Origin of the sequence: Burkholderia sp. JP2-270 (assembly GCF_003233675.1) — a bacterium.
Lineage (GTDB): Bacteria > Pseudomonadota > Gammaproteobacteria > Burkholderiales > Burkholderiaceae > Burkholderia > Burkholderia pyrrocinia_C.
In genome coordinates this window covers 882315-908739 of sequence record NZ_CP029826.1, presented here as the reverse complement: position 1 = coordinate 908739, position 26425 = coordinate 882315, and the positions used below count along the sequence as shown (strand labels likewise).

The following is a 26425-nucleotide window of genomic DNA, read 5'->3' as shown; positions in this document are numbered from 1 at the left end:
TGCGCTCCCGTCACGCGAAGACCAGCGTCTTCGCGAGCACGACCGCGCCATAGACGCCGATGAATGCGGTCATTGCGCGTTCGTACAGCGGCGCACGGGCTCGCGCGAACAGCACGTTGCCGACCGCGAAGTAGATCGCGACCGCGACCGGTGCCATCACGGCGCCCCGGACGCCGAGCGCCCCCGGACGCAGCAGCGCCAGCGTCCCGAGCTGGATCGCACCGAACAGCAGGTAGTAGCGCGAGATCGCGGCGCGCATCGCATGCTTGTCGTCGTATCGGCTGGCCGCGTAGACGGCGAGCAACGCGCCACCCATGTTGGTGAGCCCGTGCACGATGCCCATCGAACCGGCATACAGCCGGCTGCGCGCGTGAACGAATTTGCGCAGCCCGGCCTGCAGCCGCGACGAATACCGTACCGCGGCAGCGCTCAGCATCGCGACTCCGATCAGCAAGTCGGCCCGGGCCTTCAGATTCAACCGCACCAGCACGGCCAGCGATACGAGCACCGCGATCGCGCAGATTGCCATCGTGAGCCGTTCGGAAGCCGGCACCGGACGCTGTCGCGCGGACCACGCCTGAACCGCCGAGATCGATACGGAAGCGGGCAGCAGCAGGCCGAGCACCGACGTGAAGTCGTATCCCATCAGCAGCAGCGTCGGCGTGCCGAACACGAGGATGCCCATGCCGAATACGGACTGCACGATCGCAAGCAGCGCGACGATGCCGGCCAACAGATGCGGATCGTGCATGTCAGGCCTCCACGCCGCTTTCTACGGACCATGCGAGTTGCGCGGCAAGCTGGCCGACCCGGACGGTTTGCAGCGAACTCAACGACGCTTGTGCGTCGTCGCTGGCGGCCAGCACCACGAGCACCACGTCGTCGGCCTGAAGCCGGCCGCCCTCCCACAGTGCCTTCAGCGCGGCGGTGCCGGCGCCTTCCGCATCCAGATCGAGATCCGGCAGGAACACCGCCGTAGTGCCCGGCAGCAGGTTCCAGCTGCGCGCGAGCGCCGCATCCCTGCCGACCGCGATGACAGGCTGCCGCACCTGGGCCATCGACACGAGCCGAGCCGCGTAGCCGGTGCGCGACAACACGACGACCTTCGAAATCGGCAGCGTGCGCGTCAGCGCGAGCGTCGCGGCGCGCAGGTCGTTCGGCGCTTCGGCAAACCCGCCTGCCGCCGGCAGCGTCGCATGCCGATGGGCTTCGGCGAGCGTGACGATGCTGCGCAGCCGAGCCACCGCTTCCACCGGAAACTTGCCGACGGCGGTCTCGCCGGACAGCATGACGGCCGATGCGCCGTCGATCACCGCATTCGTGACGTCGCCGATCTCGGCCTTGGTCGGCAACGGGCTCTCGATCATGCTGTGCAGCAGCTCGGTCGCAACGATGACCGGCCTGCCCCGCTGCCGCGCGGCCGCGATGATCCGCTTCTGGTACAGCGATACATGATCGATGCTGGTCTCCACCGACAGATCGCCGCGATCGATCATGATGACGTCCGTCGCCCCGGCGATTTCGTCGAGATGATCCAGACCGCCCTGATTCTCGACCTTCGCGACGATGCGTGGCGACGGCGCATCGATCAATTCCCGAATCGCCGCCACGTGTGCCGCCGATTCGACGAAGCTGATCCCGACGAAGTCGACGCCCGCGTGCTTCGCGAACGCGACCATTTCCCGATCGCGGGACGTGACGAGTTCCTGCCCGAGATCGACCTCGGGCACGTTGATGCCCTTGCGGCTCTTCAACGTGCCAGTTGTCTCCGCGACGACGTGGACGTCCTGCCCGCGCACCGCCTCGACCACGAACGACAGCGTGCCGTCGTCCGCATAGATGCGCACCCCGGCGCGCAATTGCAGATGAAACCGGTCGTAGTTGACCGGCACCTTGCTGCTGCCGTCGTGCGACAGATCAGTGGTCAGCACGAGCCGGCCGCCGGTCAGGAACGACGGCTCCGTGCGCAGTTGCACGGTGCGGATCTTTCGCCCGGGAATATCCAGCAGGATCGGGAGATCGGGCAAGGTCCGCCGGATCAGATCGATGGTGGTCCGATGCCAGTCGAGCGAACCGTGCGAGCCGTTGAGGCGCGCGACGGTCATGCCCGAACGGTACAACGCAAGAAGCGTTTCAGCGGTATTCGACGCCGGCCCGATCGTCGCGATGATGGTGGTCTTTGACATTTTTCTGGTCCGATGAATTCGGTGCACAGAAATATGACAGGGCCATGAAATTACGAGAAAGAATAAAAAATTGGAAACCTAGATCGGAAGGTGATTTAGAAAATGCGCGGGCGCGTTGTCCGATCGACTGACTGCGCGCAAGGCCATCGCCGCAATCCGTGACTTAAAGCGCGCTTCAACCTACAAACCGTGCTTCGACACCGCTTCGGACCACCAGATCAAAGCGCTCGGGCCGAATATGAAACACCGTGGATTCACACGTACGGCCGTCGGCCAGACGCGACGTCCGCCGCAATACGAGCAGCGGCGCTTGTTTTCCGGTCTTTAGGCGGGCGGCGATATCGTCCGGCGCGGCCACGGCCGTCACCGACATATCGGCATCCGCGATGCGCCAGCCGAGCAAGCTCTCCAGCACCTCGTAGGTCGACATGCTCTCGGCCTGCTCGAAGGTGAAGGTACGTGCATCGGGCAGCAGGCAGGTCTGCGCGAGCGCGACAGGTTCGTCGTCGACCCAGTGCCGGCGTTCGAGATAGATACAGCGCGTGACGTCGGCGGCGAACGCCTGCCGCAAGCCCGGCGGTACGTCGCACGCTTCCATGCGCAGTAATTCCATCCGCGCCTGCGCGCCCTGCCCAGCGATCGAGTCGTGGAAACCCCGCAGCACGTCGAGCCGATGCCGCAGCCGCTGCTTCGCGGTGAAGGTCCCTTTGCCCTGCTTGCGTTCGACGATGCGAGCTTCGGTCAGGCGATCGAGCGCGAGCCTGACGGTCACGCGGCTCACCGAGAAGCGCTCGCTCAGTTGCGCCTCGGACGGCAGTTTGCCGGTCGGCTCGTAGATGCCCTGCTCGATCTCATCGCGCAGCGTCGCCGCGATCTGCTCGTAGAGCGACGTCGCATCGTCACGTACCAACGTCATCGGTTTTTCCCTTCCGTGCCCGGCCCGCGCTATGCGCGATTCCCGATATCGATATGAAAAGCAATTGGATCACCCAACTTGTATTAATACGTATTATGACATCTACACAGACATCCGGTCCGCCACTGCAGGGCCTGACGCACGGGGAGCATACCAGTGACCGACAACGCAATCGGCACGACGCCGCTCGAAGGCACGCGTGCAGGCTGGCCGCCACCGGCCGAACCAGCGGCACAAGCGCCGACCGATCCGCACGCGACCGCGCACGGACGCGCTACGCAACGGCGGGCACGGATCGGCTTCGCCGCCGCGTGGCTGGCATTCTTCGCGATCGCGTGGTGGCTGCCCGCGCCCGCGCATCTGTCCGCGGAAGGCACCGCGACGCTCGCCGTCGTCGCGTGGGTCGCGATCGTGTGGATTACCGATGCGATCCCGGTCGGCGTGAGCGGCATCCTGCTGCCGATGCTGCTCGTGCTGTCGCATGCGAGCCCGTCGTTTCCGAAGGCGGCCAGCGGCTTCGCCGCGCCCGTCGTGTTCCTGTGCCTCGCTGCGTTCCTGTTCTCCGCGATCATGCAGGCGTGCGGGCTCGACCGGCGCATCGCGCTGCTGCTGCTCGACCGCCTGAAGGTGCGCACCGCCAACGGCGTGATCTGGGCAATGTTCGCGGTGAACTGCGTGATGGCGCTCGTCGTGCCCGCCGCGAACGCGCGCGCGGCCACGCTGCTGCCCGTCACGAACGGCATCGTCCGGCTGTTCGGCGAATCGCCGCGCGAGCGCGCCGCCAGAAAGGCGATCGTGATCCAGACGCTCGTGTACGGCGCGATGATCAGCGGCATGTGCATCCTGACGGCTCACCTGCCGAACATGGTCGTGTCCGGGCTACTCGAGAAACAGCTCGGCATCCGGATCTCGTATCTCACGTGGCTGAAGCTGCAGTGGCCGTACCTCGGGATGTTCGCGATCACGCAGGGCTGGGTGCAGTTCTATTTCCGTTCGCGCGCCGTCGCGATTCCCGGTGGCCGCGGCGCGATCGCGGCGATGCGCCGCGCACAGGCGCCTGCGACACGCAACGACTGGACCGTGCTCGCATTGTTTTCGGCCGTCGCCGTATTGTGGGCGACCGAACCTGTCCATCACCTGCCCTCCGAGATCGTCGCGCTGATCGCGCTCGCGCTGCTGTTCGCACCCGGCGTGCTGCGCTTCGGCTGGGCCGAGGTCGAACAGCGGACGATCTGGGGCACGCTGTTCCTGCTGGCCGGTGCGCTGTCGATGTCGGCGGCGATCAGCGCCTCGGGCCTCGCAAGCTGGGCCGCCGATCATATCTATGTCGCCGCGCGCGGGCACGGCTGGTGGCTCACGATCGCGATCGTGATGCTCGGCACGCACGTGATCCGCATCGGCATGTTGTCCAACGTCGCGGCCGTCACGATGATCGCGCCGATAGCACTCGCGCTGGCACCGCGCCTCGGGCTGCATCCGGTTGCGTTCACGATGCTCGTCAGCGACACCGACAGCTTCGCGTACCTGCTGCCGACGCAGATCACCGCCGGCGTCATCGCATACAGCAGCGGCGCATTCTCGACGGCCGACTACGCGAAGGTCGGCGCGGTGTCGGTGCTGATCGCGATCGTCTATGGCCTCTGCGTGATCGCGCCGTGGTACGCGTACATGGGTGTCCCGGTCTGGGACGCGAGCGCGCCCTGGCCGTTCGCGCATTGAAGCGCGCCACTTTCTGTCGACATCTTTCAAATTCCCGATGAACAAAGCCAACGAAGCTCTCGATACCGTTGATGCGCGCGCCACCGCGCTGCGCGACCGCCTCGGCCCGCACGTAGCGCCCGCAGGCCTGTACGAACGCCACAAGCGCCTGCCGTTCGCCGGGCGCGTGCAATGCAATGTCGCGCGCGTCGAAGCCGGCGAATGGAGCGAGATCGTGCTCGATTACGAAGTCGGCTCGTCCGGCATCGCCGACGGCGGCTGGCTGAAAGCCACCTTCAAGTTCTATTCGGATTGGGCGCTGTTCCAGACGAGCGACCCGAGCGCGGCCAACTACATCAGCGCCGAATACCACGCCGCGCCGCTCGTGCCAGGCCAGAGCCCGGCCACGGTGCAGGCGCTGAACGTGCGCTTCGACCAGAAGGGGCACGAGCGGCCGTTCCAGAAAGCCGTGATCGTCGATGTCGTCGACGGTTACGTCAATGCGGGCGACCGGATCGTGATCCGCCTCGGCGACCGCCGCCGCGGCCCCGGCACGCGCGTGCAGACCTTCGCCGAGGACAACTTCCGCTTCCGGCTCTACGTCGATCCGCTTGGCACGTCGCGCTTCGTCGCGGTGCCCGGCGACGTATCGATCGACATCCGCGCCGGCGCGCCGTCCGACGTGCTGCTGAACGGCCCGCGCTTCGTGCAGCCGGGCACGCGCGCGCCGTTCCGGCTGTCTCTGCAGGACCGCTGGGGCAATGCGTGCCGCGACGTCGGCGGCGCGGTACGCGTGACCGCATACGACGCACGCGGCGAAGCCGTCTACCGGCGCGAGCACGCGCTGCCCGACGCGGGGTTCGCGAGCGCCGCGCTCGACGACCTGCCGACCGATGCGGGCACGCTGCGCATCGTGGCCGCCGTGCCCGCGCGGCCGGACGTGCGCGCGGCCGAAGCGTGGCTCACGGTCGACGCGTCGCTGCCCGCGCCGCGCGCGCTGTATGCGGACCTGCACGTCCATGCGCACGACACGGTCGGCACCAACAGCCCCGAATACAATGCGCGCTATGCGCGCGACATCGGCGGCATCGACGTGCTCGGCTATACGGCGAACGATTTCCAGATCACCGACGAGAACTGGCAGCTCGGCGTCGATGCGGTCGAGCGCTTCAACGAGCCCGGCCGCTTCGTCGTCTATCCGGTGCAGGAATGGTGCGGCAGCTCGACCGCGGGCGGCGACCACAACGTCGTGTTTCTCGGCGACGCGCGGCCGGATTTTCCGTACAACGCGCGCGGCGAACACAACCGCACGCTGGTCTGGAACGAGGACATGAAGGGCCATGCGGTCGAACTCGGCCGCTGGCCCGTCGAGGAACTGTGGGACGCTTATGCGGACGATGCCGCGCAGCATCTGGTGATGCCGCATGTCGGCGGCCGCCGCTACATCCCCGACTGGCACCATCCTGAGCTCGAGCGGCTCGTCGAGATCGCGTCGTCATGGGGGCATTTCGGCTGGCTGTACCAGGACGTGATCGCGCGCGGCTACCGACTTGGCGTAGCGGCCAGCGGCGACGAGCATCGCGGCCGGCCGGGCGGCGGCGCGCCCGGCGTGCAGGTGTTCGGCGTGCACGGCGGGTTGACCGGCGTGCTCGCGCCCGCGCTCGACCGGAAGCGCGTCGGCGAAGCGCTGCGCGCGCGCCGCACGTGGGCGACCACCGGCGAGCACAGCGCGCTGCTCGTGCGCTGCGGCGATCACTGGCAAGGCGACGCGTTTACACACCGCGGGCCCGCGCGGCTCGACTACCGGCTGCTCGGCCAGTCGGGCTGGGAATACGTGGCCGCATACGATCACGACGGCCTGCTGTGGGAGCGCGACCTGCATGCCGAACTCGGCTACGCCGAGCGCCTGATTCGTGTCCGCTGGGGCGGCGCGCGCATTCGCGATCGCTACCGCTGGGCCGCATGGCGCGGCCGGATCCGCATCGTCAACGGCACGATCCATCGATTCGGATCGAGCGGGTTCGAGCACGTCGAGGAGTCGGCATGGCGCACCGGCGCGACCGACGTAGAGTTCCGCAGCGACACCTACGGCGATGCCGACAGTATCGAACTCGACGTCGGCAATCTCGCCGCCGCGACGATCATGGTCGAAGGCACGATCGACGGCTTCGCCAAGGTCGGCGATCCGCTGCAGCGCAATCCGTTCGTGCATGCGCCCGCGTTCCGCTTCGAAATCAGCGGCGCGGAACTGCTCGCGCGCGGCGCGGCAGCGCATGCGCTCGGCGGCACCGAGCTGTTCGTCGCGGTCGAGCGGCTGACCGACCAGCCGCTGCCCGTCGATCTCGCAGGCAGCATCGACGTGGCGCCCGGCAATGCGCCGTTCGGATGCCGTCCCGTGTATTTCTTCGGACGGCAGCGCAACGACAGCAAGGTGTGGTCGTCGGCGCAGTTCATCACGTTCGACCAAGAAGCTCCAACAAAATGACCTGAGTGGCTGTTCACCCGCGGCATGCTCGGTCAACCTCTTCGTTGTTTCGCCGACGAGGCGGCCATCGCAAAACCGATACTCGATGACGAATCGTGGTCACTGATCCAACCGCGGCTGCCATCACCGAAGCCACGCCGGACGCGATGCCGCGGACGCAGCTCGACGATCGCACCGCCAGCGCCGATTGCGAACGCCGACAGCAGCCTGTCGCGGCTATTCCGGACTCGGGAAGCCCAGCCGCCAGCTCAAATTTCTGCGCGCTCGCGTCTCGCAGCACGTGTAGAAGAAATCCGTCAGATAGATGCGCGGGCGTGCGAGTAGCCCGCGAAGAATCGTCCGTTCATGAAGGTCGTAAGCCCGGTCGTCAAGATCGGGGCGCTCCGCCCGGAGGTGCCGGCCGTCTTCGCGAAAGCGGCTGCGAGAAGCGCCAAGCACCGCCAGGTCGATGTCGCATACGAAACGGGTATCCAGTTCTGCGGCAATGCCCAAGTGGGTCGTCGCGAGAATCATCGCGCAGATACGGTCGCACGCGCGGATTCGCTCCCCTGCCTGGCGTCTGAACCAGTCCGCGCTACGCTGCTCGTTATCTTGCGCGCCCGGAACGAAAATCACGTCATGGAACCAGAGCGCGAGCTCGACGGCGTCCGGTTCGGGAATCGAGTCGCGCGCAAGATCGAGATGACGCAAACATCGCCGTACATGCGTGAGCGTATGGTAATGGCGCGCCGGCTCCATATAGCATCGCGCCAGCATGCGATAGACATCCTCGGCATGTGTCCCGCCGCTGCGCGACCACAATGCGACGAACCGCGCCCGCGTCCGGTTCACGTTCGCTCCCTGGCCCGGGACGGCTGCGCGTGATCGCCCGATGCCGACATTACCGCGATGCGCTCAGAGAAATTCACTGCGGATGTCGATACTCGACCGCTGTCCGATGTTTCCATAGTGATGCGCGAGCCACGTATCCGCTTCGCGTCGCCCGTAGTCATGCAGTTCGCTGAGAAAACCCCAATCCGCGTTGTACTTGCTCGATACGCTCAACGCACACAGAGCGTCGTCGGCGCGAATGGAATGGATCAGCATTTCCTTCATCTCGCCAGGCTTTATCGTGCCTTGCCGGATCAGGTCGGTGACAAACGAGATCGCCCGCATCTCGCGCATCAGCGACGAATTGAAACTGATCTCGCTGATACGGTTGAGAATCTCCGCAGCCGTGATCGGCACACCGCGGCGCACGAGCGGATTGATGTGCACGATCACGACGTCGCGCGTCGCGCAATTGTAGATGAGAGGATAGATGGCCGGATTACCCATGTAACCGCCATCCCAGTAGTACTCACCATCGATCGTGACTGCCTGGAACAGTGTCGGCACGCATGCCGACGCAAGTACCGCGTCTGCACTGACATCCTCTCCCGTGAAGATGCGTATTTTCCCCGTTTCGACATTGGTTGCGCACAGGTATAACCGGATCGGACAGTGCTTGCGCAGCGCGTCGAAATCGACCTGGCTTTCGAGCACTTCGCGAAGCGGGTTCAGGTTGTTCGGATTGAACTGATAGGGCGAGAAAACACGCAGCATCATGTCGGCGAATGCATAAAGCGGCGAATGATCGAGCCCGAAGCTGTGCGTGCCCTTCAGCCAGGGCACCCAACGCAGCGGGTTGTAGCGCTCCGCCGATTGCGCGACTGCCTGCCAGAAGTCGTGCAGTGCCTGGCGCGCACCGTCTTCGCCGCCTTTTTGAAGCCCGTATGCGAGTACAGCGGCGTTCATCGCGCCTGCGCTGGTTGCACTGACACCCTCTATTTCGAGCCTGCTGTCTTCGAGCAGACTGTCAAGCACACCCCAGGTAAAGGCACCGTGCATCCCGCCCCCCTGCAGAGCCAGCGCGATCTGTTTGCGCGGTCCATCATTGCGGCGTCTCGTGTGCGTGATTGTCATGCCCGTCTCCCCAGCTCTCCGTCATGCGGAGCAGCGGCAGGTAATGGACGATACGTCGTCGTGCACCGCAGGTCCATTCATCCCGCGCGCGCGTCCAAAGCATCCAGCAGCGCCTTCGCCTCTCGCAGGTCGCTCGTGTCGAATCCTTCCGTGAAGCAGCCGTACACCTCGGACAGCGCCCGCTTTGCCTCCACCGTCTGCCCCTGCCATTGCAACAGCCTCGCAAGGTCCGACGCTGCTCGCAATTCCAGCGCTCTGGCACCCTGCCGGCGCGCGCGCGCGATCGCTCGGTGAAAACAGTCCAGGGCTTCGTTATCGCGTGCAGGTGCGGTGCCGTCCTTGATCGCCTCTCCGGCCAGATAGACTCCCGTGAGCCGGCAGAGCTCGGCTTCGTAGCAATGCTCACCGGATTTCTCGACGATCGCCACCGCCTCTTCCAGCGTGTCTCGTGCTGCCTTCTTGTCACCCGCACGCCAGTAACTGTCGGCGAGCAACGCGAGAGAATATGGCCGCAGGTCTTCGCCGCCAGCTGCCCGCTGCGCATCGAGGCCCAGCCGCATCTGCGCGATTCCGTCCCGGATGTTTCCTTGCTCGCTCGTCACCCAGCCTCGCAGAAGCGTCCCCCACGCGAGCCAGTAAGGCAATCCGTGCTCGGTCGATACGGCAATGACCGCATCTGCACGCTCGCCGGCAAGCACCGGCTCCCTCCGCAGTTGATGCAAGTGGGCTGCGTAGGTAAGACTGAACGCCAGAGATGGCCCGTAAGAAAGGCCCTGCGCGAGCGTGAGTGCTTCAGTGCTGCGTTTGAGCGCTTGTTCCGGATATCCCTGAAACCACAAAGTCAATACGAGGTAATTGAGCGCCCGAATACCGGGATCCACCCCGTGTGCGAAGACGTGTGCCTGATGCTGCTTCGGATCGTAGATCGCACAGGCCTGTTCCAGGTTTGCGCGAGCAGCACCGAAATCGCCCTGCAGAAAAAAACACACACCCAGCGCACCATGTGCCTCCACGAGCATGCCTGGATCGTTCGCATCCCGGGCAGTACCGAGCATCCGGTTGCTCAGATCGGTCGCGATTGCATACTCGCCGCGCACCACATGGTGTATCCGCAAGCCCAACTGCGTCGCAAAGCGTTGCGACGCGTCGCCGGTCCGCTCGCATAACTCGAGCGCACGCCTGTATGTCACGCCCACCTCTGTCGCGCCATACCCACGGACATCCATCAAGACCGGCCCAAGGGAAAGCAGCAGCGTCAGTTCCCAATGCGCATGCATGGGTGTATCCGGCAAACGCTTGAGCAGCGCAAGCGCCGCGCCGAGGTGATTCATTGCATCGGGGTGGGCAGCATGACGTAGCGCCTGCTGCGCCGCGCGATGCAGATATTCGACAGCCTTGGGAATATTTCCGCTCTGACTGTAGTGGTGCGCAAGTTCGCTGCAGTAATCGGCGATGCGCGTCGGGAACAGCACCTCGATCGCCTGCGCAGTGCGCTCGTGCAGTGTGGTACGCCGCTCCGTGAGCAACGAGCGCCCGGCCACTTCCTGAGTCAGCGCGTGCTTGAATGAATAATTGACCTCGGGAAAGGCGGGTCGCTCGTAGATGAACTCCGCGGCTTCCAGATGTGCGAGCAGACGACGCAGTTCGTCGTCCCGCGTCGGTGCTTCGCTGCAGATTCGCCGGATCAGGCTGAACGGAAACTCGTGGCCTATCACTGCGAGCGCCTGTAGCAGTTCCTTTTCCTCGATGGGAAGCCGATCGATCCGGGCAGCCAGCACGCCCTGCACGGTGGTGGGAATGTGCAGTGTCGCCGGGGTCTCCACGATGCGGTAATGCCCGGCATCGCCGAGCAGCGATTTCTCTTCGACAAGCGTCTGGACCACTTCCTCCATGAAAAACGGGTTGCCTTCCGTCTTCTCCAGAATGAGCTGCCTTAGAGGCACGAGTGTGCGATCTTCACCGAGCAGCGCCGTAAGCAGTCCTTGAGCATCGGATGGACCAAGCGGTTCGAGACGGATTTTGCTGCAATGAACCGCGCCGTCCCACGCGGGCTGATACTCGGGCCTGTAGTTCACCAAAAGGAGGATTCGCTCGTCCGGCACATGGTCGACCAGGTATGTGAGGAAGGCTTCCGTCTCACGGTCCAGCCATTGCAGATCCTCGAACAGCAAATGAACCGGCTGATTCCGGCTCTCTCGCGCGAGAAGCTTCCTGATCGCGTCGAAGGTACGATCGCGCCGGATCTGCGGATCCATCTCGACCAGTATCGCCCCGCCCTCGCCGATTCCAAGCAGATAGAGGACGTATGGCACGAGGTCCTCGAAGCCGCGCTCGAGCGCGAGCGCCTTGCCGATGACCTTTTCCCGGCAGCGCCGCTCGTCGTCCTGCGTCGTGATCTGGAAATAGTTCTTCAGGAGTTCGATGAGCGGCAAATTGGGAAACGCCTTGCCGTGCGAGACCGAAAACGTCTCCAGCACCAGCGCGCCACGCCGTGAACGCTCCTTGAACTCGTGAAAAAGGCGAGACTTTCCGACCCCCGCTTCCCCCACCACGCCAACCACGCGCCCGTGCCCGCCCCTCATTTCCTCCAGCGCCCGGTTCAGGTGTTCCATTTCCGCTTCTCGGCCGACGAACCGCGCGAGACCGCGATGCGCCGCCAGTTGCAGGCGCGTGCGCAACGCCCCCAGGCCCAGCACTTCGTATACGCACAGTGGCGCAGGAATTCCCTTGAGTTGCGTTGCCCCCAGCGCGTTGAACTCGAAATAGCCTTCGGCCAGTTTATGGGTGGACTCGCTGACGAGAATTGACGTGGGCGCGGCAATTCCCTCGATCCTCGACGCGATGTGGATCGTATGTCCGAGCGGATCGTATTCGGTGTGCAAGTCGTCGGTGCGGATGGCACGGACGACGACCTCGCCCGTATGAACGCCGACGCGAATTTGCAGAGGAATGCCTTCCTGCAGACGAATGCGGTCGCCATGCTGCCGCATCGCCTGCTGCATGCGCAATGCAGCGAAAAGCGCTCGCTGCGCATGGTCTTCGTGGGCGATCGGTGCGCCGAACAGCGCGAGAATGCCATCGCCGAGCGATTTCGCTACGTACCCTTCGTAGTAATGGACGGCTTCCATCATCAGCTCGACCACGGGCACGATCAAGCGATGCGCCACTTCGGGATCGAGATCGTGGATCAACGCGGTCGACCCGGCCATGTCGGCAAACAGCGCAGTAACGGTCTTGCGCTCGCCAGCAGGCTCGCCGCGCGCTTCCATGGCCGCGTGTTCGGCACGAATCCGCTCGGCAAGATGATCGGGCGTGTAATGAATGGGGGTTGGCGGCGGCTCTCGACCCGATGGTCGAGAAAATGACGGCGCAGCGGCGGGTGTAGCCAGCGACGTCCCGCAATTGCTGCAGAAGCGGGCTGCCGGCTCGGCCTCATGTCCGCATTGCGGACAAGGGTGGGACAGCACGGCCTGACACTCCAGGCAGACCCTCGCACCCGGAGGATTCTCGGACCCGCATATTGTGCAGCGCATAAAACCCTCTTCCTGCCAAGGGTCGACATCGAAACATTATGCGCCACTATCTGCGGGTATTCAGGCCGGCGAGCGTGATCATGCATGCCGGCAAGCGAAGAAACCAATGGCTCGACGATAGTAGATGCAGTGGTCGAGAAACATCAGCGCCAGTTCGAAAGGCGCGGCGTGCGACGCTCGACGATCGGAGCATGGCCGAGCGCCCGCATTCGGCGCCGCTGTCGATCAATTGGGCACGGCTTGCACGACATCAGGGAGCGGCCGTTCGAACCGTGGCACGAATCGGAACGTCATCGTCCCCGCCCGCTCAACTGCCTGTCTCACACCAGTCGGCGTTTCATGCGTAGCGCGTGTCCGGCGCGACACTACCGCGCCGCAATCCCCGCGGTGAAAAACACGCGCGCGGCGGCCGTGCGCCACGCGATCACGCCGCCGCCGAAGACGGCGCGGCAGATCCTCACGATGTTCAAGCCGATGCTGCCGCGGGATCTGGCGGTGCCGGACGCGTAATCGCACCGCTCAATGCGCGCGGCCGCCCTGAGGCGGCCGCGACGAAGTGGCATGGTTTGCCGCTTACTTGCTGTAGTCGTACACCCCGCGCCCCGTCTTCCGCCCGAGCCGCCCTGCCGACACCATCTCGCGCAGCAGCGGGCACGCACGATACTTGGGATCGCCGAAGTCCTTCACGAACACGTCCATCACCGCGAGGCACACGTCGAGGCCGACGAGGTCGGCCAGCGCGAGCGGCCCGATCGGGTGGTTCGCGCCGAGCTTCATCCCCGCGTCGATCTCCTCGGCCGATGCGATGCCTTCGGCCAGCACGAAGAACGCCTCGTTGATCATCGGCACGAGGATCCGGTTCACGACGAAGCCCGGCGAATTGCGCACGCCGATCGGCGACTTGTCGAAACGCTCGGTCAGCTCGCGCACGGCCGACGCGGTCGCGTCGCTCGTCTGCAGCCCGCGGATGATCTCGACGAGCGGCATCAGCGGCACCGGGTTGAAGAAGTGCATGCCGACGAAGCGTGCCGGATCGGCGAGCGGCGCCGCGAGCGCGGTGATCGAGATCGACGACGTGTTGGTCGCGATGATCGCGTCGGGCCGCGCGACGGCCTCGATCTGCTTCAGGATGCGGCCCTTCAGCTCGACGTTCTCGGTCGCGGCTTCGATCACGATGTCGGCCGACGCGAGCTTCGCGTAGTCGGTCGATGTCGTGATGCGCGCCAGCGCCGCGTCGCGTGCGGCCGCGTCGAGCTTGTCCTTCGACACGAGCCGCTCGAGGCTGCCCTTCAGCGTCGCGATGCCCTTGTCGAGCGCGGCATCGCTGACGTCGATCATCACGACGTTGAGTCCCGCAACGGCGGCGGTCTGCGCAATGCCGTTGCCCATGGTTCCGGCGCCCACGACGCCGACGATTTCGATGGCCATGAAATTTCCTGTGTGTTCGGGTGCTGAGTGTCCGATTATCAGATGTTCTCGAAGATCGCAGCAATCCCCTGGCCGCCGCCGATACACATCGTCACGAGCGCGTAACGCCCGCCGATGCGCTTCAGCTCGTACAGCGCCTTGACCGTGATCAACGCACCGGTCGCGCCGATCGGGTGGCCGAGCGAGATGCCCGACCCGTTCGGGTTGACCTTCGCGGGATCGAGGCCGAGCTCCTGCGTGACCGCGCAGGCCTGTGCAGCGAACGCCTCGTTCGCCTCGATCACGTCGAGGTCGGCGATCTTCAGGCCTGCGCGTTCGAGCGCCTTCTGCGTGGCCGGCACGGGACCGATGCCCATATAGGCCGGATCGACGCCCGCGTGCGCATACGCGACGAGGCGTGCGAGCGGCTTCACGCCCTGCGCGCGCGCGGCGTCCGCGCTCATCATCAGCACGGCCGCAGCCGCATCGTTGATGCCCGATGCGTTGCCGGCCGTCACGGTGCCGTTCTCCTTCGCGAACACCGGGCGCAGCTTCGTGAAATCGTCTGCGCTCGCGTCGTGACGCACGTGCTCGTCGGTGTCGAACGCGACCTCGCCCTTCTTCGTGCGGATCGAGATCGGCAGGATCTGATCCTTGAAGCGCCCTTCCGCGATCGCACGCGCCGCGCGACGATGCGATTCGAGCGCGAGCGCATCCTGAGCGTCGCGCGAGATGTCGTACTTGCGCGCGACGTTCTCGGCCGTCACGCCCATGTGGATCGTCTGGAACGGGTCGTGCAGCGCGCCGAGCATCATGTCGACGAGCTTGCCGTCGCCCATGCGCTGGCCGAAGCGCGCGGCCGGCACGGTGTACGGCGCGCGGCTCATGCTCTCCGCCCCGCCGCCGATCGCGACGTCGGCATCGCCGAGCATGATGGTCTGCGCGGCCGACACGATCGCCTGCAGGCCCGAACCACACAGCCGGTTCACGTTCATCGCGGGCGTGTGCCGTGCGACGCCGCCGTCGATCGCCGCGACGCGCGACAGATACATGTCCTTCGGCTCCGTGTTCACGACGTGGCCGAACACGACATGCCCGACCGCATCGCCCGGCACGTTCGCGCGCGACAGCACTTCGCGCACGACCTTCGCACCGAGGTCGGTCGGCGAGAAATCCTTCAGGCTGCCGCCGAAATCACCGATCGCGGTACGGACACCGCTCACCACCACGACTTCTTTCGCTGCATTGCTCATCGTCTGCTCCGGTTCGTTCGCGCGCGCATGCGCGCTGATGCATTACATGTTCGGATAATTCGGCCCGCCGCCGCCTTCGGGCGTGACCCACACGATGTTCTGCGTCGGGTCCTTGATGTCGCAGGTCTTGCAGTGCACGCAGTTCTGCGCGTTGATCACCAGCCGATCGCTGCCGTCGTCGTTCTTCACGAACTCGTACACCGCCGCCGGGCAGAAGCGCCCCTCCGGCCCCGCGTACGTGCGCAGGTTCACGTTCACCGGCACGCTCGCATCCTTCAGCGTCAGGTGCGCCGGCTGGTTCTCCTCGTGATTCGTGTTCGAGATGAACACCGACGACAGCCGGTCGAACGTCAGCTTGCCGTCCGGCTTCGGATACTCGATCGGCTCGCACTGCGACGCCGGCTTCAGCATCTCGTGGTCCGCGTGCTGGTGATGCAGCGTCCACGGCACGTTGCCGCCCATCAGCTTCTGCTCGAGCCCGACCATCAGCGTGCCCAGGTACAGCCCCTTGGCCATCCACTGCTTGAAGTTGCGCGCGCGGTACAGCTCCGTGTACAGCCACGACTGCTTGAACGCGTCCGGGTATGCGTTGAGCTCGTCGCTCTGGCGGCCGGCCTGCACCGCGTCGAACGCGGCGTCGGCCGCCAGCATGCCGGTCTTGATCGCCGCGTGGCTGCCCTTGATCCGCGATGCGTTCAGGAAACCCGCGTCGTCGCCGATCAGCGCGCCGCCCGGGAACACCGTCTTCGGCAGCGACAGCAGCCCGCCCGCGGTGATCGCGCGCGCACCGTACGACACGCGCTTGCCGCCTTCCAGGAACGCGCGGATCGACGGGTGCGTCTTGTAGCGCTGGAATTCCTCGAACGGCGACAGGTACGGGTTCGTGTAGCCGAGGCCCACCACGAAGCCGACCACGACCTGGTTGTTGTCCATGTGATACAGGAACGAGCCGCCGTAGGTATCGGACTTCAGCGGCCAGCCGGCCGTGTGGATCACGAGGCCCGGCTTGTGCTTCGCGGGATCGATTTCCCACAGCTCCTTGATGCCGATCCCGTACGCCTGCGGATCGGCGTTCGCATCGAGCTTGAACTTCGAGATCAGCTGGCGCCCCAGATGGCCGCGGCAGCCTTCGGCGAACAACGTGTACTTCGCGTGCAGCTCCATGCCGAGCTGGAAGTTCTCGGTCGGCTCGCCGTCCTTGCCCACACCCATGTTGCCGGTGGCGACGCCCTTCACGGAACCGTCGTCGTTATAGAGAATCTCGGCCGCCGGGAAGCCCGGGAAGATCTCGACACCGAGTGCTTCGGCCTGCTGGCCCAGCCAGCGCGTGACGTTGCCCAGCGAGATCACGTAGTTGCCGTGGTTCTTGAAGTTCTCGGGCAGCGCCCAGTTCGGCGTCGTCACCGCGCTCTTCTCGGACAGGAACAGGAAGCGGTCTTCCGTCACCTCGACGGTGAGCGGCGCGCCCCGTTCCTTCCAGTCGGGAAACAGTTCGGTGATCGCGCGCGGGTCCATCACCGCGCCCGACAGGATGTGCGCGCCGATCTCGGAACCCTTCTCGAGCACGCACACGCCGATCTCGGTGCCTTTCTCGGCGGCCAGCTGCTTGAGCCGGATCGCCGCCGACAGCCCGGCGGGGCCGCCGCCGACGATCACGACGTCGTATTCCATCGATTCGCGCGGGCCGTATTGCGCGAGCAAGTCCTGTGTGGTCAAAATCCTGTCTCCTCCTGCGTCCCGACCGTCAGCCGGTCAGAACTGGTCTTCCGTCAACGCGAGCACGCTCTCGTTGCCCTTCGCGCCGACGATCGACGCTTCGAGCGCGCCGGCCTGCACGAGAATGTGCTCCGCATAGCATTGCGCGATCGCGATCTTCGCGTCGAAGAACGCCGGGTCGCTCGCGCGGTTCGCCTGCGCCGCCACCAGAGCGCGCGCCATCTGCCACCCGCACAGCACCACGCCCGCCAGCTTCAGATACGGCACGCTGCCCGCGAACACCGCGTTCGGATCCTGCTTCACGTTCGCCACCACGTAGTCCACCACCGACGACAGCGCGCGCGCGCCCTTTTCCAGCTGCACCTTCATCGACGCGGCCGCCGCGCCGTCCAGCTTGCCCAGCGCCGCCACCGTGTCGCCGATCTCCGCGATCAGCGCCTTCGCCACCGCGCCGCCGTCGCGCATCGTCTTGCGGCCCACCAGGTCGTTCGCCTGGATCGCCGTCGTCCCTTCGTAGATCGCCAGGATCCGCGCATCGCGGTAGTACTGCGCCGCGCCCGTCTCCTCGATGAAGCCCATCCCGCCGTGCACCTGCACGCCCAGGCTCGCCACGTCGTTCACCATCTCCGTGCTCCAGCCCTTCACGACCGGCACCAGATACTCGTAGATTGCCTGATGACGGCCGCGCGTCGCCTCGTCCGAATGGCGGTGGGCAATGTCGCTGTGCGCGGCTGCCACATACGCCAGCGCCCGTGCGCCTTCGGTCAGCGCACGCATCGTGCCGAGCATCCGGCGCACGTCCGGGTGATGGACGATCGTCACCGACTGCTTCGCCGAACCATCGACCGGGCGGCTCTGCACGCGTTCCTTCGCGAACGCCGCCGCCTTCTGGTACGCACGGTCGGCCACGCCGATCCCCTGCATGCCGACCCCGAAGCGCGCCGCGTTCATCATGATGAACATGTATTCGAGGCCACGGTTCTCCTCGCCGACCAGATAGCCGATCGCGCCGCCATGGTCGCCGTATTGCAGCACCGCGGTCGGGCTCGCCTTGATCCCGAGCTTGTGCTCGATCGACACGCAGTGCACGTCGTTGCGCGCGCCCAGCGAGCCGTCCTCGTTGACCATGAACTTCGGCACGATGAACAGCGAGATGCCCTTCACGCCTTCCGGCGCGTTCGGCGTGCGCGCCAGCACCAGGTGGACGATGTTGTCCGCCATGTCGTGCTCGCCCCACGTGATGAAAATCTTCGTGCCGAACACCTTGTACGTGCCGTCGCCCTGCGGCTCCGCGCGCGAGCGCACCAGCGCCAGATCGGAGCCCGCCTGCGGCTCGGTCAGGTTCATCGTGCCGGTCCATTCGCCGGAGATCAGCTTCGGCACGTAGCGCTGCTTCTGCTCGTCGGTGCCGGCTGTCAGCAGCGCCTCGATCGCGCCGTCGGTCAGCAGCGGGCACAGCGCGAACGACAGGTTCGACGCGTTCAGCATCTCGATGCACGGCGTCGCGATCAGCTTCGGCAGCCCCTGGCCGTCGTACTCGGCCGGATGCTGCAGCCCCTGCCAGCCGCCTTCGACGAACTGGCGGAACGCTTGCGCGAAGCCCGGCGTCGCGGTCACGACGCCGTCCTTCCAGCTGCTCGGGTTGCGGTCGCCTTCGACGTTCAGCGGCGCCAGCACCTCGCCGCAGAATTTCGCGGACTCGTCGAGCACGGCCTGCGCCGTGTCGTAACCGGCATCCTCGAAGCCCGGCAACTGCGCGACGGCGTCGATACCCGCGAGTTCCTTCAGCACGAACAGCATGTCCTTGACGGGGGCGTTATAGCTCATGGTCGATGTTCCAAATCAGGCGGTGAATGAGGCGCGCTACCGGGCCGGTACGGCAAGACCGGCCGGCCCCGGGCGACGACGTGACCCATCGTAATGCCGCGATGGCCGATTGCCGTTGTCATATCCGGCCCACATGGTGACAAAATCGGCCACGGGATGCATGGGCGCGGCCGGAAACGGCCAGCTGGATAAGGGTTTGGCCGGAGCCGGTTTCGATGAAAACGGTGAGCAATCGATGTGCCGGCCGGTGGGGCCGAAGCGGCGCGGCATGCCGGCGGCAACGGGAGCCGGTTATGGGAATCGCCTATGGGAGCCGGCCATGGGAGCGAACGAAGGAAGCCGGTTATGGGAGCCGCCTTGAAAGAACGCGCTACGCGCGCCGCCGATACGTCCCCGGCGTACTCCCCGTCCAGTGCCGGAACGCGCGATGAAACGCGCTCGGATCGTCGAAGCCGATATCGGCGCCGATCGCCGCGATCGTGTCGGGCGTGCCGATCAGCCGCTGGATCGCGATGTCGCGCCGCAGTTCGTCCTTGAGCACCTGGAACGTCGTGCCTTCGGCGGCAAGGTGGCGGCTCAGCGTGCGCACCGAGCAATGAAGATGCTCGGCCGCCTGGTCGATCACGGGCAGGTCGGGCAGCGCCGCAGACAGGTATTGCCGCACGCGATGGCACACGAGCTGTTCGCTGAACGATTCGAAGATCCAGTCGCCGGGCGCGCGCGAGAGAAACTTGCGCAGGTTGCGCTTGCTCTGCCGGATCGGTGCGTCGAGGTAGTCCGCGCTGAAGCGCATCAGCGTGCGCTCGCAGTCGAACTGCACGGAGCCGGTGAAGAAGTACAGGTGCTCGACCGCATGGCGCGGCCGCGGGCACGCGAACTCGATCTGCAGCAGCGGGATCTTCTGCCCGATCAGCCAGGAACACACGCCGTGCACGAGCTTGAGCATCAGCTCCTGGCCGAGCGCGCCGATCGGGCCGATGGCCTCGTTCGGGCGCAGCAGCACCTGTGCGACGAGACCGTCGCGCTTCGATTCGACGAAGAAGTCGTCGAGCAGGATATGGAAGAACTGGCCGAAGCGATGCAGCGCCGTTTCGAGGTTGCGCGCATCGAGCAGGCTCAGGCACAGATACTTGAGCGTGCCGCCGCGCAGCGGGCGCGAGAAGATGCCGGGCATCTCGTCGTCGAGGTCGATCGCGAGCGTGCGGTACAGCGTCGAGAACTGCTCCTCCGTCACGCGCGCATGCGGCTCGCCGAGCAGCTCGATCGGAATGCCGGCCCCGCGCAGATAGCGTTCGACCACGTCGCGCTGGGCACCCGCGCTCGCGAGGAAACCGTTGACGAGCGAAATCGGCACCGTCGCGCTCGGCGACGGCAGCGCACGCCCGGGCTGGTCGGAAAGTGAATCTGAGCCGGTCATCGCGTCCCCGTCGATCGAACCGCTCGCATTGTACTTGAGCGGCCCGCGCGTCGGCTTCGGGGCCTTCGCCGCGCCGGGCCGCGCAGCCCCGGCCGCGCGGCGCTTCGGCGCCATCATTCGGTGCGGCTGAGTTCCCGGCGCAGGATCTTGCCGACCGTCGACTTCGGCAGCCGGTCGACGAAGCGGACGAGTTTCGGCACCTTGTAGGCCGCGAGGCTCGCGCGGCAATGCGCGACGAGTTGCGCCTCCGTCACGTCGGCATCGGGCGCCAGCACCACGAACAGCTTGACTGCCTCGCCCGTGCGCGCGTCCGGCACGCCGATGCATGCGCATTCGGCAACGCCCGGCAGCGCGGTCGCGACGGCTTCCACCTCGTTCGGGTACACGTTGAAGCCCGACACGATGATCATGTCCTTCTTGCGGTCGACGATCCGCAGGAAGCCGGCTGCGTCGAACACGCCGACGTCGCCGGTGCGGAAATAGCCGTCCGCCGTGAACGCGGCCGTATTCGCTTCCGGCTTCTGCCAGTAGCCGGTCATCACCTGCGGCCCCTTCACGCAGATCTCGCCCGCTTCGCCGATCGCGACCTCGCGATCCTGGTCGTCGAGCAGCTTCACGTCGGTCGACGGCAGCGGCAGGCCGGTGGTGCCCGTGAACGCGTCGATCGACTGCGGGTTGAACGATACGACCGGTGACGTTTCCGACAGCCCGTAGCCCTCGCGGATGAAGTTGCCCGTCACCGCCTTCCAGCGCGACGAGATCACGTCGATCACCGCCGCGCCGCCGCCGGCCGACAGCTTCAGCCGCGACCAGTCGACTTCGTTCAGGCGCGGATGGCCGGCGAGCCCCGCGTACAGCGTGTTCACGCCGACGAACACGGTCGGCCGCGCGGCCTTCAGCACGTCGATGAACGCGTCCATGTCGCGCGGGTTCGCGACGAGCCAGTTCTGCGCGCCGATCGCGAAGTAGGACAGGAAGTTCACCGTCAGCGCGAAGATGTGGTACAGCGGGATCGCGGTGACGACGACTTCCTCGCCCGGCGCCCGCGCGTCCGCCACGATCGCCGCGAACTGTTCGATGTTCGCGACGAGGTTGCGGTGCGACAGCGCGGCGCCCTTCGACAATCCGGTCGTGCCGCCCGTGTATTGGAGCAGCAGCAGGTCCGCGCCGCCCAGCGCGACCGGCTCGCATGCGAGCGATTCGCCCGCGGCGATCGCGTCCGCGAGCGCGATCGAACCGGGCGGCAGCGCGTCGCACGCACCGGCCGGCGCGTCGACCACACCGAGATCGCCGCGCCCGACGCTCAGCACGGTGCGCACGCGCGTGCCGCCGACCACGTCGGCGAACGTGCCCATCGACCCGCCGCACACCACGGCGACCTCGACACCCGCGTCGTTGAGCTGATGCTCGAGCTCGCGCGCGGTGTAGTGCGGGTTTACGTTGACCTGGATCGCGCCGATCTTCGCGACGGCGACGAACACGACCGGAAACGCGAGCACGTTGGGCAGCATCACGGCCACGCGGTCGCCCTTGCGGACGCCGGCGACCTGCTGCAGATACGCGGCCAGCGCGCTCGACAGGCGGTCGACGTCGGCATAGGTCAGCGTGCGGCCGAACGCATGGAATGCCGGACGATCGGCGAAGCGGCGCATCGCGTCGTCCAGCAGCGCGCTGACGGAAGGATGGCGATCGGCGTCGATCTCGGCGGGGATCGAGCCGTACGACCCGGTCCAGTGTCTGTTCGTCATGTCTCGCTCCTGGGGGACGGCGCACATCCCGGCCGGGAACTGCCCCGGGCCGGCCTCGCGCCGTTCGCACGGCGGCCTGCACGCCTCGGTGGCGCGGGCCGTCGCCTGACCGGCGACTATCGCCCGCGCGGCGCGCTTTGAAAATGATTCGGCCGGCCGAAAAGATGATCGAAACGGACACGACACCGGTGGCCTGCCGGTCGCCAGGCCCATCCGTCAGGCCGCGCACCTGCAAGCAGGCCACGTGCGCCAGCCGGCATCAGGGTGAACCCTGTGGCGCCCGGAACCGTTCCCGCTCAGAATTGCTTTCCGTCAACGATATCGATTCGGACGCAGGACCCGCCATGCCGCACAGTGCGCTCTTGAACCCGGCGGCCGCCCGCGCCGACCGCCTGCCGGACGCCCCGCCCGCCCACGCGCTGCGCGAGAAGCGCTTCTCGCCGGCCAAGCTCGCCGTGCTCGTCGCGGTCGCGGCACAAGCCGGCCTCGACCCGGCCACGGTGCTCGACGGCACGGGCCTCGATCCGGCCGCCGTCGCCGATCCGTTCACGCTCACGTCGCCCGAGCAGTTCCTGCGCGCCGCGCGCAACGCGATCGGCCGTTACGACGGCACGGATCTCGGCGTGCGCGTCGGCCGCCTGCTGCACGTGTCGAGCTACGGGATGTACGGCTACGCGATGCTGTGTTCGGAATCGCTCGCGCACGCGTTCGACTCGGCGGTCAAGTATCACCGGCTCGCGAACGGCATGCTCGCGATCCGCTGGGTCGAACAGGGCGACACCGCGTCGTGGCTGTTTCCCGACCGGCACGAAGTCGCGCTGCCCGATCTCGACGAAGCGCTGTACCGCTTCCTGATCGACATGCAGTTCGCGCTGCACGTGACGATCATCAAGGACGTGATGGGCGCGTGGTGCGTGCCGGCGCGCGCGCAGTTCGCGCAGCCGCAGCCGCCGCACGCGGCGCTGCTGGCCGACGCGCTCGAATGCCCGCTCGCCTTCGACCAGCCGCGCCACACGCTCAGTTATCCGGCCGCGTGGCTGACACGCGCGCCGCAGCTCGCGAATCCGATCGCGGCCGCGCAGGTATCGTCGCACTGCGCGCAGTTGCTCGACGAATTGCGCAGCCAGTCGGGCATCACGCGACGCGTCTACCAGGAGCTCACCCGCACGCCGGGACACTTCCCGGACATCGACGCGATCGCGGACCTCCTCTGCATCACGTCACGCACACTGCGCCGCAAGCTCGAAGCCGAAGGCACGTCGTACAGCGAACTGCTGACGAGCGTGCGCAAGGCGCTCGCGATCGACTATCTCGGCACCACCACGCTCAGCATCGAGGACATCGCGCTGACGCTCGGTTTCAGCGATGCGGTCGGATTCCGCCACGCATTCAAGCGCTGGACCGGCACCACGCCGAGCGACGTGCGGCGCAAGCGCGGCGGCTGAACGCAGGCGACGGCGCCGCCGACGAATTTCAGCGTGCGTCGCCGGCCGCCGGCGCCGCGACCGCCAGCGCAAATTCGAATACCGCGCCGCGCCCGCCCCGATCGACGAGCCGGATGCTGCTGCCGTTGAGCGCCAGCATCCGGTGCACGATCAGCAGGCCGAGCCCGCCGCTCGTCACCGTGCCGCCGCTCATCGGCCGCTGCGGCCGCTGGAACAGACCTTCGCGGCGCGCCGCCGGAATCCCTTCGCCGGTATCCGACACGGTCACGACCACGCGGTCGCCCCGCGGCTCCAGCGCGACCTCGACCTCGCCGTGCGAGGGCGTGTGTCGCAGCGCGTTGTCGAGCAGGTTGGTCAGCACGCGCTCGATCATCCCGAGATCGGCCGACACGACCGGCACGCGCGGCGGGATCCGCGCATGCAGCACGATGCCGCGCGCCTGCGCGGCCAGCTCGAATTTCTGGAACACGTCCTGCACGAGATCGACCAGCGAGAACGGCTCGCGCTCGGCCTGCACGCCGCCCGATTCGAGCCGCGCGAGCTCGAACAGCGCCTGCGCGAGCCGGCCGACCTTCGCGCTCTGCGCGAGCGCGATCGACAGGTAGCGCCGCCGTTCGGGTTCGGCAAGCGCGTCGGACTTCAGCGACAGCGTCTCCAGATAGCCGTGCAGCGACGTAAGCGGCGTGCGCAGGTCGTGCGAGATGTTCGTGATCAGTTCGCGCCGCTGCTGGTCCTGGTGCGTCAGCGCGCGCCACTGGTCTCCGATCCGGTCGGCCATCTGCGCGAACGCGGATTCGAGCACCGCGATTTCGTCGCCGCGCCGGCCCGGCGGCGAGCGCGGCACCGGCGGCTGCGTGTCGGGCACGCCATGCGCGTCAAAACGGCGCATCGCGTCCGTCAGCCGGCGCAGCGGCCGCGTGATGAAGCTGAACGCGGTGAGGCCCGCGAGCAGGCCGAGCAGCGCGACGACCGCCATCGACCACAGCGTCGTGCGCAGCACGTTGCCGGCGTCGACGCGCGCAGCCAGCCGGTCGTGCGCCTCGCCGAGCAGCACCACGTAGATATAGCCCGACGGCGGCTGCCCGGCGCGCTGCAGCGGCGCGGCGCTGAACACCTTGCGCGCGTCGGGGCTGCGCGGATCGTCGCCGAGGATCGGCAGCGGCTGGCCCGCGATGAAGCGCTGCACGGGAGCAAGGTCGACGCGGTCGCGCTTCACATGGCCGGGCGGCGCATCGTCGCCCTTGATCCGCCCCGCGTTGTCGAGCAGGTACACCTCGACGCTCGGGTTCACGCCCATCAGCTGGCCGAACAGCGTGCGCACGGCGTCGGGGCGCAGCCCGTTCGCGTCCATCAGCGGCGCGCTGTTGGCGATGTTGGCGGCCAGGTCGCGCGACAGCCCCTGCACGACTTCCTTCTCGCGCATGTCGTTCGCGCGGATCTGCAGCCACGCCGACGCGCCGGAACACGCGAGCAGCAGGATCGAGAACACGAGCGACAGCCGCTGGGTGAGCGTGAGTTTCATCATGCGTCCCGCTGGCCCGGCGCGGCGAGCTTGTAGCCGCGTCCCCACACGGTGAGGATCCGCACGGGCTCGGCCGGATCGGCCTCGATCTTCGCGCGCAGCCGGTTGATATGGGTGTTGACCGTGTGTTCGTAGCCTTCGTGCTGATAGCCCCACACGGCATTGAGCAGGTCCATCCGCGAGAACACCTTGCCCGGGTGCCGCGCGAAGAAATACAGCAGGTCGAATTCGCGCGGCGTGAGGTCGATGCGCGCGCCGTCGACGCTCGCCTCGCGCGCGATCGGGTCGATCGACAGCCCGGCGATGTCGAGCGTGCCCGCGTCGATCCGCGAATCGCGCGCGAGCGCATCGACGCGCCGCAGCAGCGCCTTCACGCGCGCGACGAGCTCGAGCACCGAGAACGGCTTCGCCAGATAATCGTCGGCGCCGAGTTCGAGGCCGAGGATCCGGTGCACTTCGCTCGAGCGCGCGCTCGTGATGATGATCGGCGTATAGCGCGTCATCGCGCGCGCGCGCCGGCAGATTTCGAGGCCATCGACGCCCGGCAGCATCAGGTCGAGGATCAACGCGTCCCAGTTGCCCTGTTCGAGCAGGCGCAGCCCTTCGGCGCCGTCCGCGCTGTGCACGACTTCGTAGCGCTCGTCGCGCAGGTGCAGGCTCAGCACGTCGGCGATGTCGGCGTCGTCCTCGACGATCAGGATGCGTTTCGGATGGTCCATGGCGGTGGGCGGCGGCACGTCGGGCTCGGGTTCGGTAACGGTTGCGACAACGGTTGTCGGGATGGTCGGTTGCCGGGGGAATCGCGGCGCAAGGCCGCGCTGCCGCCATTGTGCAAAATTTTGCGGCAGCGAGTGTTCACATTTCATTTAACTTTGAATCGCGCCGGTGCTGTGAGCCAATACCCACAAGGCCTTCCGGTCCGGCCCCCTAAAGCGAAATTCGCGTCAACTTGCCCGAACACTTAAATAGTCACCAAAAAAGCGGACGCGGCACATGGCGAGCGGTGGCGGAAGTCTGCGGATCTCCGAGCAGAATCCGTGCTGCCCGCCGTTTCAACGCTGCCTGGCACCGTCGACGGCTGACTCCGGAGACATTCAAGGACAACACCGAGATGAAATGGCCGGCGGCGTCATCCGTTGAAAAGACCGCGGGCGATTCGGCTACCGAATCGATGGCGTAATGGAGATGCACGTAACGGGGTCACCCTCGAGTACGCCGTTGACGTGCTTGGCCACAGCATTCCGATAGCGGTCGTAGCCCTCCTGACGCAATCGCCCGGCTCCGGTCGGCAAACGAAAATGTCGCCCGGCGTTTGCCAAGGTCATTCA

At 66.4% G+C, this 26425-nt stretch carries 17 protein-coding genes and 2 pseudogenes; 5 read left to right on the top strand and 14 right to left on the bottom strand.

Annotated features, from left to right (window positions below; all coding sequences use genetic code 11):
* Positions 1-10: 10 nt before the first annotated feature.
* The 3 genes from DM992_RS36850 to DM992_RS36840 all read right to left on the bottom strand — a co-directional run bounded on the left by DM992_RS36850 (position 11) and on the right by DM992_RS36840 (position 3102).
* Complete coding sequence (locus tag DM992_RS36850; protein WP_111021104.1) at positions 11-751, bottom strand: TSUP family transporter; 741 nt, start codon at positions 749-751, stop codon at positions 11-13.
* A 1-nt stretch (position 752) separates the two neighbouring features.
* On the bottom strand, positions 753-2186 hold the full coding sequence (gene pyk, locus DM992_RS36845) for a pyruvate kinase (RefSeq protein WP_111021102.1): 1434 nt from the start codon (positions 2184-2186) through the stop codon (positions 753-755).
* Positions 2187-2361: 175 nt separating this feature from the next.
* Entirely contained in the window at positions 2362-3102 is a 741-nt protein-coding gene (locus DM992_RS36840) for a GntR family transcriptional regulator (protein WP_111021100.1), read from the bottom strand.
* A 156-nt stretch (positions 3103-3258) separates the two neighbouring features.
* Between DM992_RS36840 and DM992_RS36835 the strand changes: the two genes are divergently transcribed.
* The 3 genes and pseudogenes from DM992_RS36835 to DM992_RS42505 all read left to right on the top strand — a co-directional run.
* Positions 3259-4821, top strand: a complete 1563-nt coding sequence (locus DM992_RS36835) for a DASS family sodium-coupled anion symporter (RefSeq protein ID WP_239511480.1) — start codon at positions 3259-3261, stop codon at positions 4819-4821.
* Positions 4822-4858: 37 nt separating this feature from the next.
* Positions 4859-7285: a hypothetical protein gene (locus DM992_RS36830; protein WP_111021096.1), complete on the top strand. Its 2427-nt coding sequence runs from the start codon at positions 4859-4861 to the stop codon at positions 7283-7285.
* 66 nt (positions 7286-7351) lie between these two features.
* Positions 7352-7444: pseudogene (locus DM992_RS42505) on the top strand (IS5/IS1182 family transposase); the annotation flags it as partial.
* Between the two features lie 57 nt (positions 7445-7501).
* On the opposite strand, the gene DM992_RS36820 reads toward DM992_RS42505, so the two are convergent.
* From DM992_RS36820 to DM992_RS36810, 3 genes are all read right to left on the bottom strand, one after another.
* Positions 7502-8116 (bottom strand): hypothetical protein, encoded by a 615-nt coding sequence (locus DM992_RS36820; protein WP_111021094.1) that lies wholly within the window; start codon positions 8114-8116, stop codon positions 7502-7504.
* A 63-nt stretch (positions 8117-8179) separates the two neighbouring features.
* Positions 8180-9229 carry a patatin-like phospholipase family protein gene (locus tag DM992_RS36815; protein WP_111021092.1) on the bottom strand — a complete coding sequence of 350 codons (1050 nt, stop codon included), beginning with the start codon at positions 9227-9229 and terminating at the stop codon, positions 8180-8182.
* Positions 9230-9306: 77 nt separating this feature from the next.
* Positions 9307-12762 (bottom strand): adenylate/guanylate cyclase domain-containing protein, encoded by a 3456-nt coding sequence (locus tag DM992_RS36810; protein ID WP_111021090.1) that lies wholly within the window; start codon positions 12760-12762, stop codon positions 9307-9309.
* Positions 12763-13161: 399 nt separating this feature from the next.
* Between DM992_RS36810 and DM992_RS43605 the strand changes: the two are divergent.
* Positions 13162-13272 (top strand): annotated as a pseudogene (locus tag DM992_RS43605) (TetR/AcrR family transcriptional regulator); the annotation flags it as partial.
* Between the two features lie 63 nt (positions 13273-13335).
* On the opposite strand, the gene DM992_RS36800 reads toward DM992_RS43605, so the two are convergent.
* The 6 genes from DM992_RS36800 to DM992_RS36775 form a co-directional block, all read right to left on the bottom strand.
* Positions 13336-14190, bottom strand: coding sequence for a 3-hydroxybutyryl-CoA dehydrogenase (locus DM992_RS36800; protein ID WP_111021088.1), 855 nt, complete (start codon positions 14188-14190; stop codon positions 13336-13338).
* A gap of 38 nt (positions 14191-14228) precedes the next feature.
* Positions 14229-15422: a beta-ketothiolase BktB gene (bktB, locus tag DM992_RS36795; protein ID WP_111021086.1), complete on the bottom strand. Its 1194-nt coding sequence runs from the start codon at positions 15420-15422 to the stop codon at positions 14229-14231.
* Positions 15423-15464: 42 nt separating this feature from the next.
* Positions 15465-17138: an electron transfer flavoprotein-ubiquinone oxidoreductase gene (locus DM992_RS36790; protein ID WP_111021084.1), complete on the bottom strand. Its 1674-nt coding sequence runs from the start codon at positions 17136-17138 to the stop codon at positions 15465-15467.
* A 36-nt stretch (positions 17139-17174) separates the two neighbouring features.
* Positions 17175-18965 (bottom strand): acyl-CoA dehydrogenase, encoded by a 1791-nt coding sequence (locus tag DM992_RS36785; RefSeq protein ID WP_111021082.1) that lies wholly within the window; start codon positions 18963-18965, stop codon positions 17175-17177.
* Between the two features lie 370 nt (positions 18966-19335).
* Entirely contained in the window at positions 19336-20496 is a 1161-nt protein-coding gene (locus DM992_RS36780) for an AraC family transcriptional regulator (protein ID WP_111021080.1), read from the bottom strand.
* Positions 20496-22130 carry an AMP-binding protein gene (locus tag DM992_RS36775; RefSeq protein ID WP_111021079.1) on the bottom strand — a complete coding sequence of 545 codons (1635 nt, stop codon included), beginning with the start codon at positions 22128-22130 and terminating at the stop codon, positions 20496-20498. Before DM992_RS36775 ends, DM992_RS36780 begins: the two co-directional genes overlap by 1 nt.
* A 344-nt stretch (positions 22131-22474) precedes the next feature.
* Here DM992_RS36775 and DM992_RS36770 point away from each other — a divergent pair, with 344 nt between their 5' ends.
* On the top strand, positions 22475-23575 hold the full coding sequence (locus tag DM992_RS36770) for an AraC family transcriptional regulator (protein WP_111021078.1): 1101 nt from the start codon (positions 22475-22477) through the stop codon (positions 23573-23575).
* Between the two features lie 28 nt (positions 23576-23603).
* Here the strand turns inward: DM992_RS36770 and DM992_RS36765 are convergent, their stop codons facing one another.
* Positions 23604-25097, bottom strand: a complete 1494-nt coding sequence (locus tag DM992_RS36765; RefSeq protein ID WP_111021633.1) for a HAMP domain-containing sensor histidine kinase — start codon at positions 25095-25097, stop codon at positions 23604-23606.
* Positions 25097-25816, bottom strand: a complete 720-nt coding sequence (locus DM992_RS36760; RefSeq protein WP_111021077.1) for a response regulator transcription factor — start codon at positions 25814-25816, stop codon at positions 25097-25099. Before DM992_RS36760 ends, DM992_RS36765 begins: the two co-directional genes overlap by 1 nt.
* Between the last annotated feature and the right edge of the window lie 609 nt (positions 25817-26425).

Bases quoted from the DNA above. Each gene is read 5' to 3' on its own strand.
- DM992_RS36850 (WP_111021104.1), bottom strand. From the start codon at position 751: ATGCACGATCCGCATCTGTTGGCCGGCATCGTCGCGCTGCTTGCGATC.
- pyk (WP_111021102.1), bottom strand. From the start codon at position 2,186: ATGTCAAAGACCACCATCATCGCGACGATCGGGCCGGCGTCGAATACC.
- DM992_RS36840 (WP_111021100.1), bottom strand. From the start codon at position 3,102: ATGACGTTGGTACGTGACGATGCGACGTCGCTCTACGAGCAGATCGCG.
- DM992_RS36830 (WP_111021096.1), top strand. From the start codon at position 4,859: ATGAACAAAGCCAACGAAGCTCTCGATACCGTTGATGCGCGCGCCACC.
- DM992_RS36815 (WP_111021092.1), bottom strand. From the start codon at position 9,229: ATGACAATCACGCACACGAGACGCCGCAATGATGGACCGCGCAAACAG.
- DM992_RS36810 (WP_111021090.1), bottom strand. From the start codon at position 12,762: ATGCGCTGCACAATATGCGGGTCCGAGAATCCTCCGGGTGCGAGGGTC.
- DM992_RS36800 (WP_111021088.1), bottom strand. From the start codon at position 14,190: ATGGCCATCGAAATCGTCGGCGTCGTGGGCGCCGGAACCATGGGCAAC.
- bktB (WP_111021086.1), bottom strand. From the start codon at position 15,422: ATGAGCAATGCAGCGAAAGAAGTCGTGGTGGTGAGCGGTGTCCGTACC.
- DM992_RS36785 (WP_111021082.1), bottom strand. From the start codon at position 18,965: ATGAGCTATAACGCCCCCGTCAAGGACATGCTGTTCGTGCTGAAGGAA.
- DM992_RS36780 (WP_111021080.1), bottom strand. From the start codon at position 20,496: ATGGCGCCGAAGCGCCGCGCGGCCGGGGCTGCGCGGCCCGGCGCGGCG.
- DM992_RS36775 (WP_111021079.1), bottom strand. From the start codon at position 22,130: ATGACGAACAGACACTGGACCGGGTCGTACGGCTCGATCCCCGCCGAG.
- DM992_RS36770 (WP_111021078.1), top strand. From the start codon at position 22,475: ATGCCGCACAGTGCGCTCTTGAACCCGGCGGCCGCCCGCGCCGACCGC.
- DM992_RS36765 (WP_111021633.1), bottom strand. From the start codon at position 25,097: ATGAAACTCACGCTCACCCAGCGGCTGTCGCTCGTGTTCTCGATCCTG.
- DM992_RS36760 (WP_111021077.1), bottom strand. From the start codon at position 25,816: ATGGACCATCCGAAACGCATCCTGATCGTCGAGGACGACGCCGACATC.